Source organism: Devosia polycyclovorans, assembly GCF_042181575.1.
In the GTDB taxonomy this organism is placed as follows: domain Bacteria; phylum Pseudomonadota; class Alphaproteobacteria; order Rhizobiales; family Devosiaceae; genus Devosia; species Devosia polycyclovorans.
In genome coordinates this window covers 240,442-252,861 of the sequence record NZ_CP170082.1, presented here as the reverse complement: position 1 = coordinate 252,861, position 12,420 = coordinate 240,442, and the positions used below count along the sequence as shown (strand labels likewise).

The 12,420-nt window shown below is 62.4% G+C and carries 11 protein-coding genes and 1 tRNA gene; 9 read left to right on the top strand and 3 right to left on the bottom strand.

Going from position 1 to position 12,420, the window contains the following annotated elements; all coding sequences use genetic code 11:
- Positions 1 to 105 precede the first annotated feature (105 nt).
- Positions 106 to 195, bottom strand: a tRNA-Ser gene (locus ACE4RL_RS01235).
- A gap of 262 nt (positions 196 to 457) precedes the next feature.
- Here ACE4RL_RS01235 and ACE4RL_RS01230 point away from each other — a divergent pair.
- The gene (locus ACE4RL_RS01230) at positions 458 to 781 is read left to right on the top strand and encodes a hypothetical protein (RefSeq protein WP_375598732.1); all 324 of its coding nucleotides are present in this window, start codon (positions 458 to 460) and stop codon (positions 779 to 781) included.
- A gap of 65 nt (positions 782 to 846) precedes the next feature.
- A complete protein-coding gene (gene msrA / locus ACE4RL_RS01225; RefSeq protein ID WP_375598731.1) occupies positions 847 to 1,503 on the top strand; it encodes a peptide-methionine (S)-S-oxide reductase MsrA in 657 nt (218 codons plus the stop codon).
- 50 nt (positions 1,504 to 1,553) lie between these two features.
- Here msrA and ACE4RL_RS01220 read toward each other — a convergent pair whose 3' ends face one another.
- Entirely contained in the window at positions 1,554 to 3,344 is a 1,791-nt protein-coding gene (locus ACE4RL_RS01220; protein WP_375598730.1) for a hypothetical protein, read from the bottom strand.
- Positions 3,345 to 3,466: 122 nt separating this feature from the next.
- Here ACE4RL_RS01220 and ACE4RL_RS01215 point away from each other — a divergent pair, with 122 nt between their 5' ends.
- Positions 3,467 to 3,853: a VOC family protein gene (locus tag ACE4RL_RS01215; protein ID WP_375598729.1), complete on the top strand. Its 387-nt coding sequence runs from the start codon at positions 3,467 to 3,469 to the stop codon at positions 3,851 to 3,853.
- 73 nt (positions 3,854 to 3,926) lie between these two features.
- Positions 3,927 to 5,012 carry a diguanylate cyclase domain-containing protein gene (locus ACE4RL_RS01210; RefSeq protein WP_375598728.1) on the top strand — a complete coding sequence of 362 codons (1,086 nt, stop codon included), beginning with the start codon at positions 3,927 to 3,929 and terminating at the stop codon, positions 5,010 to 5,012.
- An 18-nt stretch (positions 5,013 to 5,030) separates the two neighbouring features.
- Here the strand turns inward: ACE4RL_RS01210 and ACE4RL_RS01205 are convergent, their stop codons facing one another.
- Positions 5,031 to 5,663, bottom strand: coding sequence for a TetR family transcriptional regulator C-terminal domain-containing protein (locus ACE4RL_RS01205; protein ID WP_375600209.1), 633 nt, complete (start codon positions 5,661 to 5,663; stop codon positions 5,031 to 5,033).
- 283 nt (positions 5,664 to 5,946) lie between these two features.
- Here ACE4RL_RS01205 and ACE4RL_RS01200 point away from each other — a divergent pair, with 283 nt between their 5' ends.
- The 5 genes from ACE4RL_RS01200 to hydA all read left to right on the top strand — a co-directional run bounded on the left by ACE4RL_RS01200 (position 5,947) and on the right by hydA (position 12,251).
- Positions 5,947 to 7,227: an aspartate aminotransferase family protein gene (locus tag ACE4RL_RS01200; protein ID WP_375600208.1), complete on the top strand. Its 1,281-nt coding sequence runs from the start codon at positions 5,947 to 5,949 to the stop codon at positions 7,225 to 7,227.
- A gap of 66 nt (positions 7,228 to 7,293) precedes the next feature.
- On the top strand, positions 7,294 to 8,790 hold the full coding sequence (locus ACE4RL_RS01195) for a CoA-acylating methylmalonate-semialdehyde dehydrogenase (RefSeq protein ID WP_375598727.1): 1,497 nt from the start codon (positions 7,294 to 7,296) through the stop codon (positions 8,788 to 8,790).
- 161 nt (positions 8,791 to 8,951) lie between these two features.
- Positions 8,952 to 10,202, top strand: a complete 1,251-nt coding sequence (locus tag ACE4RL_RS01190) for a Zn-dependent hydrolase (RefSeq protein WP_375598726.1) — start codon at positions 8,952 to 8,954, stop codon at positions 10,200 to 10,202.
- 85 nt (positions 10,203 to 10,287) lie between these two features.
- Positions 10,288 to 10,803 (top strand): endonuclease domain-containing protein, encoded by a 516-nt coding sequence (locus tag ACE4RL_RS01185; protein ID WP_375598725.1) that lies wholly within the window; start codon positions 10,288 to 10,290, stop codon positions 10,801 to 10,803.
- Positions 10,800 to 12,251 carry a dihydropyrimidinase gene (hydA, locus tag ACE4RL_RS01180; RefSeq protein WP_375598724.1) on the top strand — a complete coding sequence of 484 codons (1,452 nt, stop codon included), beginning with the start codon at positions 10,800 to 10,802 and terminating at the stop codon, positions 12,249 to 12,251. Before ACE4RL_RS01185 ends, hydA begins: the two co-directional genes overlap by 4 nt.
- The last annotated feature ends 169 nt before the right edge of the window (positions 12,252 to 12,420 follow it).

Below are 12,420 nucleotides of genomic sequence, written 5' to 3'. Positions count from 1 at the left end.
TCTGACCCTGCGCGGGCACCAAACTTAAAAGTACATACTCTGGTGCACACAACAGCCGAAGCAGAGCAACAAGCAGTTTGATTTCAATGATATACCAGAAAATAATGGCGGAGAGAAAGGGATTCGAACCCTTGAGACGGTTCCCCGCCTACACACTTTCCAGGCGTGCGCCTTCGACCACTCGGCCACCTCTCCGCATCGCTTCTTGCCCGGTCTGGAAAGGCCGGGATAACGGGTCCCCTGGGGGCCGCTGCGAGCGAGGCGCAATATACTCATCATCGTTTGCGGCGCAAGGGATCACTTTGGCGCGTCCCAGATTGTTTTTGGCGGGGCCGCGCACGATATCGAAAAGGACATCGGCTTGCCGCTGGTCCAACCGCATGGCACAAGGCTTCTGCGTCTGTTGCGGAACGAACCAGGCCGGTTCGACTTGTCACGTCAGGCACGGGAAACACGAATGCGGCTTGTCTTGAGAATATTGGGCACCTGGCTCATCGGCCTGGCGCTTATTCTGCTTGTCATCGACGGGACGAAATCATTGGCCGCCAATACGCTCCTCTTTGCCAGCCTTGGCGAGGTCTGGACACAACTGCATCCGCCAAGCCTGGAAGCGGTCTCCAGTTTCTTTGAGAGCCGGTTCTTTGCCGATCTGCTCGATGCGGCGATGCAGGCGCTGCTGACCTATCCTGCCTTTGCCGTTCTTGGCGTGCCCGGCATTGTCCTTGCGCTGCTGGGCCGGCGCCCGCGCCGCGAGCGATTTCTGCGCCAGGAACAGATCTGAAAGCACTGGTCCGCGCGTAACCGACCAGAGGGCACAACCGAATAGAGGGCTGAAAGGAGCAACTCATGTTCTTCCGTCAAAAGCCGACCACCATCCCCACCGCCGCCGAAGCACTGCCGGGTCGTGAAGAGGTCATGCCCGTCGCGCCCGGGCATTTCGTCAATGGCGCAGCTCTCAAGGAACCTTATCCGGCCGGGGCTGAAACCATCTATTTCGGTCTTGGCTGCTTCTGGGGTGCCGAACGCCTGTTCTGGCAATTGCCAGGCGTGATCGTCACCGCTGTGGGATATCAGGGCGGCCATACGCCCAATCCGACCTATGAAGAGGTCTGTTCAGGCCGCACCGGCCACACCGAAGCGGTCAAGGTGGTCTATGACCCCAGGAGCATCAGCCTTGAAACCCTGCTCAAGACCTTCTGGGAGGAGCATGACCCAACCCAAGGCATGCGGCAGGGCAATGATGTGGGCACCCAATACCGCTCAGCCATCTACACCACCACGCCCGAACAGGCCGAAATCGTAGCATCCAGCCGTGCAGCCTATCAGCGCGCGCTTGACCAAAGGGGTCTCGGGCAGATCACCACCGAGATCGCCGCCGCTGGCCCCTTCTACTATGCCGAGACCTACCACCAGCAATATCTGGCCAAGAACCCCAATGGCTATTGCGGCCTTGCCGGCACGGGCGTTTCCTGCCCCATCGGTACCGGCGTCGCGGCCCAGTAATTGGTCAGAAGCGATCCACGGCGCCCTGGTCTTCCGGGGCGCCGTTTCGTTTATGGCAGGATGGCGTAGACCTTAAGCGGCCCGTCCAGCGACACATCCGCCAGCCAGTCCGGTAGCGTTCCGGCAGCAAAATGGCTGGCGAGGCTCTCCGGTACCTTGAGGCCCGCGCCGCGCATTTCGGGCATGGCAGGGCAGGTCACGACCAGCCCCAGCCCCCGCTCGCTGGCGATGCGCCGCGCCTCGTCCTGCGGCTGGTTGAAGAAGGCAAAGGCGTCCAGCACGCCCCGCTCATTACGGTGATAGGGCGCGGCCACTATCGCATGCGGCGTTTCAAGCAGCAGGTGCGCGCCCAAATCGATCGGGCTCATCACCCGTTCGGCCGGCAGGCTACGCAGGTCGGCAAAGGCCTCGCCCACAAGGCATGGCAGCTTGCTCGCCCGCGTCGCACGCACGATGTCGGCCCGCCCGTCGGGTAGGGCGTTGACAACAAATGATACCACAAGGCTCATGACGATTCCGGAAAACACCAGCCAGGCGCCCATCAGCCCAAGGGCGGGCCACAGGCGCGGCCGGGCCATGTAGATCGCGCGGGCGCGCACAATTAGCCAGGCCGCCGCCGGAATCGTGGGCAATATGGCTAGTCGCGCGCCGCGGATCTGCGCGAGCATGATCAGCATGGTGCAGCCAAGGAACACCACCAGCGTCAGCCAGCCAAGCCGCTGCTCAGGCGTCTTGCGCCAGGCCAGGATCGCGCCCGCCAGGCCCAGAAACACCGGGGCGCCCACGGTGATGGCATAGGCGGGCAAATCTGGCAGCGAGCTATGCCAGGGTTTGGCCTCGATGATGGCCGCGATCCAGTTGTTCTGCAGCCAGGGGTCGAGCGAGGCATAGGGCCCGCCAAGGCATTGCGGATAGATCAGGACAAGGATCGCGCCACAGGCCAGGCCGAGCACGGCCAGCAGCCCCAGCCGTGCCACGGCCTGCCGCGGCGCCGGCAGCAGCGAAACCAGGGTGAAGGCGGCCCCGGCCAATAGGCCGGCCATAGCGTAAACCGGCGAGATCATGTCGCAGGCCGCCTCCAGCCAGCGATGCGGCGGGCGGGCCAGCATCAGCAGCACGGTCAGGCCCAAGCCCAGCCCCAGCCCAAAGCGCCTGAGATTGGCCGCGCGAGCCGGGTCGGTGACATAGGCCAGGCCAAAGGCCAGCATGGCTGCCACCAATACCGGCACGGCCTCCAAGGCAACCGAAAGTGCCAGCGCGGCAGCCAAACCGGCAATCCAGGCGGCAGCGGGACGGCGCAAAGCCACCAGGCTCGCCAGCAGCGTGGTCATGGTCAAGAGGATGATGACATTGTGGTGGTCGACCCGGCCGGGCGAGAATTCGGCCAGGATGGCGGGGCTGAGAATGGGCAGGACCAGGCCAGGCAGCAATCCGGCCCGGCCCACCAGTTCCAGCGTTGCCCTTGTGCTGAGCCAGAGCAACGCACCGAGCAGCAGGAGCGGCCAGACTGTCCCAGTGACAAGCTCTGCCTGTCTGGCGTCGGTGAACAAGCGCGCCAGCCACAACAGGGCGGCTATCGGCAGATCGATCAGTCGGGACCAGTGGATTTCAGCGCCAAACGGGGTGTTAAGCCGGTGCTGCACCAGATCGTACCACCCCTGGCCATCGAGAAAATCACGGACCACGACCATGCGCATGGCATCGTCGGTATCGAGAAACAGCGGTGTGCCCGCACTGCCATACAGGCTGCGCCACAATTGGGTGCCGGCTACCAATGCCCAGATGCAGACCAGCCACAACCAGTCCTTGCGGCCAAGTGTGATGGGGGTCTGATCCGGCATGGTGGTGGTATCCTTCGCTCGCCCGAGACCATTGCCCTGCAGACGTTAAGGAGGGATGCAACAGAGCGCTAGCGTGGTCGTGTCGAAGTGCCTGGACTATGGTGGGGCAAAAGGAGCATGCCATGAACTCAGGTCCGCTCGGTCCTATCGGCCAGATCGTCCGAACGGTGGGGGATATTTCCGCCGCCAAGACCTTCTATGGTGATGTGCTTGGTCTGCCTTTGCTGATCGAAGCCGAGGGCATGGCATTCTTCGATGCCAATGGCGTGCGGCTCTATTTGCAGCAGAGCCAGGAGGCGCGCACCGAATCGATCCTCTATTTTGCTGTTGCCGATATCGGAGCGACCCACGCCGAATTGACGGCCAAGGGCGTTGCATTTCTCCAGCCTCCGCACAGGGTGCATCGGCATGCTGATGGTACCGAGGAGTGGATGGCTTTCTTTGCCGACCCCGATGGGCGCCCGCTGGCACTGATGGCGCGGCTGCCGGCCGGTGCCGCCGCGCACTGAATTTCGCTTGCCACGCTAACCACTTGCCAACCATTGCCGGGTCAAGATCGGTCCCGGATGCAGGGCCTGCGCAGTGGACGCGAAAAGCAACAAGATCAGGACTTTGCCGGAAACGGATCCGGTTAAGGCACTGGCGCCTATCCGGCGCCTGGTGCTTGCTGCCTTTGTGGGCGCGTTCCTTGCCGGGGTCTTCCTCGTGGCTTCGGCCATTCATGTCATGCAGACCACCGATAGTCTCTCCATGACCGAAGAACGTGCGCGCGCCGCCCGCATCGCCGATCTTCTGGTTGAATTGCCCCAGGATCAGGTCAGGCCTGCGATGGAACAGCTGGGTCCCATTGCCGGCCTGAAGGGGCTGGCCCTTGCCCAAAGACCCGCACAGGGGGAGTTCGAGCAGTCCCTGCCTTTGCTTTCAGGGCCACTGGGTGGCCAGTTTCTGACCTGGACCGCCGACCGACCGGGCCTCTTCCTCTTCACCACCTTCGCCCCATCACGGGTGCCGCTCATGCTGGTGCTGATCAGCGTGGTGCTGGCTTGTCTGGTTGCCATGCTGCGCCACGTGAGACGGACCGAAACCGAGCGCATCGCCGCGCAGCGACAGGCGCTGCGTGACCACTTGACTGGCCTGCCCAACCGCCTGGCGCTGGAAGGCGAGCTGGCCCGGCTCGCGGCAGGCGAATGGAACTTCTCCGTGCTCGCCCTGGACCTCGACCGGTTCAAGCCGATCAACGACCTGTTTGGTCACCATGCCGGCGATCTGGCGCTTATCGAGGTGGCGCAACGATTGACGGCGCAATTGCTGCCCGGAGAATTTCTTGCTCGTATCGGTGGGGACGAATTCGTGGCTATTGTGCATCGCGACCGGCAGCGGGCCGATCTGACGCGGCTGGCGCGCGATTGCATCGCTGCCGTCGCCACCCCGCTCAATGCGGTTGGCGGCAATATCAGCGTCGGTATCAGCCTCGGTATCGTGGAAGATGGGCTCGGCCATCCCGCACAGACCCTGCTCAAGCAGGCGGACCGGGCGCTTTACGAGGCCAAGCGCCTGGATGGCGGCGCCTTCTGCTTTGCCGGCGACAGCCGGACCGAGGCACAGGAAGCCACATTGGCCAATATCGCCACGGCCCTGCCGGGCGGCCCGATGATCCAGAGCGCCTGAGCCCCGGCGCCCCACCGGTCAACTGCCGGCCGATCCGTTGCCGCGTGGCTTGGGTGCCAATCCATGCATGAAGAGCTGTTCGAGATAGCGCGCAGCATCCTCGAAGCGTCCCTCGCCATTGCGGCCCTTGCCCAGCACGGCACGCACCTGCACGTCGAAATCGGCATAATGCTGCGTCGTCGCCCAGATCGAGAAGATCAGGTGGTAAGGGTCGGTTCTGGCCAGCTTGCCCTGGTCCATCCAGGTCAACAGGATCTGCGCCTTTTCATCGACCAGCGCCTTGAGATCGATCTCGATCATCTCGCTGATGCGCGGCGCCCCTTGCAGCATCTCGTTGGCAAACAGCCGGCTTTCGCGTGGAAAGTCGCGCGCCATTTCCAGCTTGCGGCGGATATAGGAGCGGATCTCGGTAAACGGGTCGCCATGCTCGTCGAAGTCGCGCAGTGGGGCCAGCCAGGTATCGAGCAAGGCGGCAATCAGGCGGCGGTGAATCTCTTCCTTCCGGGGAAAGTAATAGAGCAGGTTCGGCTTGCTCATTCCGGCCACGTCCGCGATCTGGTCGATGGTCGAGCCGCGAAAGCCGTGCACTGAAAACACCTCCAGCGCCGCCTCGAGAATAATGTCCTGCTTTTCCTTCTGGATGCGGGTCAGCGGACGCTGACGCGCCGGCGGGTGGGAGGCGGCCGCCTTGGCGTCGGCCTTGTGCTGCCGTCTGGCGCTGACCGGAGGGTGCTCGGCAGCTTTCAATTTTTTCACGGCCATTTTCGCCTTGCGGGAATGTGTAGGGATGCTAACATTTTTCCAACTGGTCAAAATTTCCGGGGTTCAGACCGTCGCGTCAAGTCCCAAAACGAGGCCAGGTCAAATTCAACGGGAGCGAGCGTTCGTGTCCACTTCGTCCAATGTTGCGCCAAACGATCTCAGCGCGTTCTGGATGCCCTTTACGGCAAACCGGCAGTTCAAGAAGGCACCACGCATGTTCGTGGCCGCCAGGGACATGCACTACACCACCTCTGACGGGCGCCAGGTGCTCGATGGCACGGCGGGTCTGTGGTGCGTCAATGCCGGCCATGCACGCCCGAAAATCGTCGAGGCAATTGCCCGCCAGGCGGGCGAGCTGGACTACGCCCCCGCTTTCCAGATGGGCCACCCAAAAGCCTTCGAGCTGGCCAATCGCCTTGTCGATCTGGCCCCCGATGGCCTTGATCATGTGCTGTTCACCAATTCAGGTTCGGAATCGGTGGAAACCGCGCTCAAGGTCGCGCTGGCCTATCATCGCGTGAAAGGCGAGGGCAGCCGTACCCGCCTCATCGGTCGCGAACGCGCCTATCACGGCGTCAATTTCGGTGGCATCTCGGTGGGAGGCATCGTCACCAACCGCAAGATGTTCGGCAGCCTGCTGACCGGCGTCGATCACATGCCGCATACGCACAACCTTGGCAAGAACGCCTTCTCGCGTGGCCTGCCCGAGCATGGCGCCGATCTGGCCGATGAGCTGGAACGCATCGTCACCCTGCATGACGCCTCCACCATCGCCGCGGTCATCGTCGAGCCGGTGGCCGGCTCAACCGGCGTTCTCATTCCGCCCCCGGGCTATCTCAAGCGCCTGCGCGAGATCACCAAAAAGCACGGCATCCTGCTGATCTTTGATGAGGTCATCACCGGCTATGGCCGCCTCGGCACGCCCTTCGGCGCCGACTATTTCGATGTTACGCCCGACATCATGGTGACGGCCAAGGGCCTCACCAATGGCGTCATCCCCATGGGCGCGGTCATGGTTTCGGCCGAAATCCATGACACCTTCATGCAAGGACCCGAGCACATGATCGAGTTCTTCCATGGCTATACCTATTCGGGCAATCCGGTGGCCTCTGCGGCAGCCCTGGCCACGCTCGATACCTATAAGGAAGAAGGTCTGCTCACCCGCGGGGCGGAGCTGGCGAAAGCTTGGGAGGATGCGCTACATTCCCTCAAAGGCCTGCCGCACGTCATCGACATCCGCAATATCGGCCTTGTCGGCGCCATCGAGCTCGAGCCCATTGCCGGTTCGCCCACCAAGCGCGCCTTCTCGGCCTTCCTCAAGGCCTATGAACAGGGTCTGCTCGTGCGCACCACAGGCGACATCATCGCGCTGTCACCGCCACTGATCATCTCGGAAACCCAGATCGGCGAAATCGTCTCGACCCTGTCGGGCATCCTCAAGACGCTTGAATAGAATGGAACAAGAATTCTATACAGAAGAATATAGAATGAACGTTCCTAATCTGGAGGGGAAGCCCTGATGCACGTCATCGAAAACGCCGTCGCCGGCAAGCGCTATGTCTCGTCATCCACCCGCCGCGTCCCGGTGTACAATCCCGCCACGGGTGAGCAGAGCGCCGAACTGCCACTGTCCACCATGGACGAGCTCAATGCCGCCGTCGCCAGTGCCGTCAAGGCACAGGTAGCCTGGGGCAATACTCCGCCCATGAAGCGGGCCCGCGTCATGTTCAAGTTCAAGGCGCTGCTCGACCAATATGCTGACGATCTGGCCCGCGAAATCTCCAAGGAACATGGTAAGGTCCATGACGATGCGCTGGGCGAAGTCGCCCGCGGCATCGACTGCGTCGATTTCGCCTGCGGCATTCCCCAGCTCTTGAAGGGAGAATTCTCCCGCAATGTCGGGCCCTCGATCGATAGCTATTCCGACCGTCAGCCGCTGGGCGTCGTCGCCGGCATTACCCCGTTCAACTTCCCGGCCATGGTGCCGATGTGGATGTATCCGGCCGCAATCGCCTGCGGCAATGCCTTCATCCTGAAACCCTCCGAGCGTGACCCATCCGCGCCCATGCTGGCCTGGAACCTCTTCATGGAGGCCGGGCTTCCCGAAGGCATTCTCAATGTCGTGCATGGCGACAAGGAAATGGTCGACGGCATTCTCGACCATCCCGACATCAAGGCGGTCTCCTTCGTGGGCTCGACCCCCATCGCCGAATATGTCTACCAGCGCGGCACAAAGGCCGGTAAGCGCGTGCAGGCGCTGGGCGGGGCCAAGAACCACATGGTCATCATGCCTGACGCCGATCTAGATCAGGCTGCCGATGCACTGATGGGCGCAGGCTATGGTTCGGCCGGCGAGCGCTGCATGGCCATTTCCGTGGCCGTACCCGTCGGCAAGGAAACCGCCGACGCACTCGTCGCCAAGCTTAAACCCCGCGTCGAGAGCTTGAAAATCGGCCCGGCCACCGACAAGGACGCCGAAATGGGTCCGGTGGTCACCAAGATGCACCGCGACAAGATCCTGGGCTATATCGACTCTGGTGTCGAAGAGGGCGCCAAGCTGGTCGTTGATGGCCGTGGCTTCAAGCTGCAGGGCTATGAAGAAGGCTATTATGTCGGCGGCACCTTGTTCGACAATGTCGAGCCGGACATGAAAATCTACAAGGAAGAGATCTTTGGCCCCGTGCTCTCGGTTGTCCGCCGCGACAGCTTCCAGGACGCGGTCGACCTGATCCACGGCCATGAATATGCCAATGGCACGGCCATCTTCACCCGCGACGGGGATGCCGCCCGCGAATTTTCCGACAAGATCGAAGTGGGCATGGTCGGCATCAACGTGCCCATCCCGGTGCCGGTGGCCTACCATTCCTTCGGCGGCTGGAAGCGCAGCCTGTTCGGCGACCATTCCATCTACGGGCCCGAAGGCGTGCATTTCTACACGCGGCTGAAAACCGTCACCACCCGCTGGCCCGCCGGCATCAAGGGCGGCGCCGAATTCAGCTTCCCGAGCGTGAAATAGGACACCATGGTCAGCGTCACCAAGAAATCGCTGACCACCCCCTCCCTCTCCGGCACGGAGAGGGAACTCGGCGCTGATACACGATCCTCCCAGCCCCGCCGGTCGCCTCAACGCGACGGCGGTTTTTTTTGTCCTGAACTCCAGAACGACGAGTAAGCATCATGACCTCTCCCGGCGAAAACCTTCGGATCAACGGCGACCGGCTCTGGGAGAGCCTGATGGAAATGGCAAAAATTGGCCCGGGCCTTGCTGGCGGGAATAACCGCCAGACCCTGACCGATGCCGACAAGGAGGGTCGCGAGCTCTTTGCCCGCTGGTGTGAAGAGGCCGGGCTGACCTTGGGAGTCGATGAAATGGGCACCATGTTCGCCCGCCGGGAAGGCGAGGATCCCGCCCTTGATCCGGTTTACGTCGGTTCGCACCTCGACACCCAGCCCACCGGCGGCAAATATGATGGCGTGCTTGGCGTGCTGGGTGGGCTGGAACTGATCCGCACCCTCAACGACCTGGGCATCAAGACCCGGCGCCCGATCGTGGTGACCAACTGGACCAATGAAGAGGGCACCCGTTTTGCCCCGGCCATGCTTGCCTCGGGCGTCTTTGCCGGCATGCACACCCAGGACTGGGCCTATGACCGGCTCGATGCAGAGGGCAAACGCTTTGGCGATGAGTTGGAACGCATTGGCTGGAAGGGCCCGGAAAAGGTCGGCGAGCGCAAGATCCACGCCATGTTCGAACTACACATCGAGCAGGGCCCGATCCTCGAGGCCGAAGGCAAGGATATTGGCGTCGTCACCCACGGGCAGGGCCTGTGGTGGCTCGAAGTAACGCTGACCGGCAAGGACGCCCATACCGGCTCGACGCCGATGAACATGCGGGTCAATGCCGGGCTGGGCATGGCGCGCATCACCGAGGCGGTGCACCAGATCGCCATGGCGCACCAGCCCAACGCGGTTGGCGCCGTTGGCCAGGCCAATGTCTATCCCAATTCGCGCAATGTCATTCCGGGCAAGGCGGTGTTCACCATCGATATCCGTTCGCCTGAACTGGACAAGCTCACCTCCATGCGCGAGCAGATCGAGACCCAGGCCGGCAAGATCGCTGAAGAACTGGGCCTGGGCCTCAACATCGAGCCCACCGGCCATTTCGACCCGGTGACCTTCGACGAGAACTGCGTCAAGGCCGTCCGCGACGCCGCCGAGCGGCTCGGCTACAGCCATCGAGACATCGTCTCCGGCGCTGGCCACGACGCCTGCTGGATCAACCGGGTGGCCCCTACGGCCATGGTCATGTGTCCCTGTGTCGACGGGCTCAGCCACAACGAGGCCGAAGACATCTCGAAGGAATGGGCCACCGCCGGCGCCGACGTGCTGTTCCACGCCGTGGTCGAGACTGCGGAGATCGTGGAGTAATGACGTGGTTGGACCAAGGCGCGCAGCGACACCTCTCCCTTTGGGGGAGAGGTCGGCCCGAAGGGACGGGTGAGGGGGAGCGCGCGTGAACATCCGCCCCCGCCAATTGCGCCGCAATGCCTCCATTGCCGAAAACCGGCTTTGGTACGTGCTACGGAATCGGGGGTTGAACGGCCATAAATTTGTCCGGCAGTTTCCAATTGGCCGATACATTGTCGACTTCGCCTGCCGGGAAGCGGCGGTGATTGTCGAACTTGATGGCAGCCAGCATGCGGAGAATACTGCGGACGAAAGGCGGACGGCTTTTCTGAATGCGGAGGGCTATGCCGTGCTGCGTTTCTGGAAGAACGAAGTCATTCAAAATCGAGACGAGGTCTGCCTGGCAATTTTGCAGGTAGCCGAGGGCACCCCCTCACCCGACCTACGCTTCGCTCCGGCCACCCTCTCCCCGAGTGGGAGAGGAATAATAGGCGCCCGCGCGGCCGGCGGCGCCAAATTTCTCAATCAGGCACGATCCGTTCTTCTCCCTCTCGGGGAGAAGGTGGCTCGCCCAGAGGGCGAGACGGATGAGGGGGCCTTCAACAGAGGGAACACACCATGAGCAAAGTCATCAAGAACGGCACGATCGTCACCGCCGACCTCTCCTATGAGGCCGATGTGAAGATCGAGGGCGATACCATTGTCGAGATCGGCAAGAACCTCAAAGGCGATGAGGAGCTCGATGCCACCGGATGCTATGTCATGCCCGGCGGCATTGATCCCCACACCCATCTCGAAATGCCCTTCATGGGCACTTATTCGGCCGACGACTTCGAGAGCGGTACGCGCGCGGCCCTCTCGGGGGGCACCACCATGGTGGTCGATTTCTGCCTGCCGAGCCCCGAGCAGAGCCTGCTCGATGCGCTCAAGATGTGGGACAACAAGTCCGGCAAGGCCTCGACCGACTATTCATTCCACATGGCCGTGACCTGGTGGGGTGAGCAGGTGTTCAACGAGATGGCCGAGGTCGTCGACCGCGGCATCACCTCGTTCAAGCACTTCATGGCCTATAAGGGCGCGTTGATGGTCAATGACGACGAGATGTTCGCTTCCTTCCAGCGCTGCGCCGCGCTCGGCGCGCTGCCGCTCGTCCATGCCGAAAATGGCGATGTCGTTGCCGCCATGACCGCCAAACTACTCACCGAGGGCAATAATGGCCCCGAGGGTCATGCCTATTCCCGCCCGCCCGAGGTGGAGGGCGAAGCCACCAATCGCGCCATCATGCTGGCCGACATGGCCGGTGTGCCGCTTTATGTGGTCCACACCTCTTGCGAACAGGCACACGAAGCCATCCGCCGCGCCCGGCAAAAGGGCATGCGGGTCTATGGCGAGCCGCTGATCCAGCATCTGGTGCTCGATGAGAGCGAGTATTTCAATCCCGACTGGGATCACGCCGCCCGCCGCGTCATGTCCCCGCCCTTCCGCAACAAGCAGCATCAGGATTCGCTCTGGGCCGGGCTGCAGGCCGGCTCACTCTCCTGTGTGGCGACGGACCATTGCGCCTTCACCACCGAACAAAAGCGCTTCGGGGTGGGCAATTTCTCGAAAATCCCCAATGGCACAGGTGGCCTTGAAGACCGTCTGCCGGTGCTCTGGACCAAGGGCGTCAATACCGGGCGCCTGACGCCCAACGAGTTCGTCGCCGTCACCTCCACAAATATCGCCAAGATCCTCAACCTTTATCCCAAGAAGGGTGCGGTGCTGGTCGGCGCCGATGCTGACTTGATGGTCTGGGACCCCAAGCGCTCCAAGACCATTTCGGCCAAAACCCAGCAATCGGTGATTGATTACAACGTCTTTGAGGGCTTCGAGGTCACAGGCCTGCCGCGTTTCGTACTGAGCCGCGGCAAGGTTTCCATCGTCGAAAGCGAGGTCAAGGCCGAGCCGGGCCACGGCAAGTTCGTCGCCCGCGAAGCCAAGAACCCCGTCAATCGGGCGCTGAGCCAGTGGAAGGACATCGTCGCCCCCCGCAAGGTGGAGCGGACTGGCATTCCGGCGACGGGGGTTTGATGCAGGATTTGGTTGTCGTGGAAATTTCCCCCTCGCCCGACTCGGCCTTTGGCCTATCCAACCTCTCCCCTAGGGGGAGAAGAATTCGGGGCACTCAGCCAAAGCGGGCGCCGGACCATTCTTCTCCCTCTCGGGGAGAAGGTCGCGCGCAGCGCCGGATGAGGGGGAT

Excerpts from the sequence above, each read along its gene's own strand:
- ACE4RL_RS01230 (WP_375598732.1), top strand. The coding sequence starts at position 458 with ATGCGGCTTGTCTTGAGAATATTGGGCACCTGGCTCATCGGCCTGGCG.
- msrA (WP_375598731.1), top strand. The coding sequence starts at position 847 with ATGTTCTTCCGTCAAAAGCCGACCACCATCCCCACCGCCGCCGAAGCA.
- ACE4RL_RS01220 (WP_375598730.1), bottom strand. The coding sequence starts at position 3,344 with ATGCCGGATCAGACCCCCATCACACTTGGCCGCAAGGACTGGTTGTGG.
- ACE4RL_RS01215 (WP_375598729.1), top strand. The coding sequence starts at position 3,467 with ATGAACTCAGGTCCGCTCGGTCCTATCGGCCAGATCGTCCGAACGGTG.
- ACE4RL_RS01200 (WP_375600208.1), top strand. The coding sequence starts at position 5,947 with ATGCCCTTTACGGCAAACCGGCAGTTCAAGAAGGCACCACGCATGTTC.
- ACE4RL_RS01195 (WP_375598727.1), top strand. The coding sequence starts at position 7,294 with ATGCACGTCATCGAAAACGCCGTCGCCGGCAAGCGCTATGTCTCGTCA.
- ACE4RL_RS01190 (WP_375598726.1), top strand. The coding sequence starts at position 8,952 with ATGACCTCTCCCGGCGAAAACCTTCGGATCAACGGCGACCGGCTCTGG.
- hydA (WP_375598724.1), top strand. The coding sequence starts at position 10,800 with ATGAGCAAAGTCATCAAGAACGGCACGATCGTCACCGCCGACCTCTCC.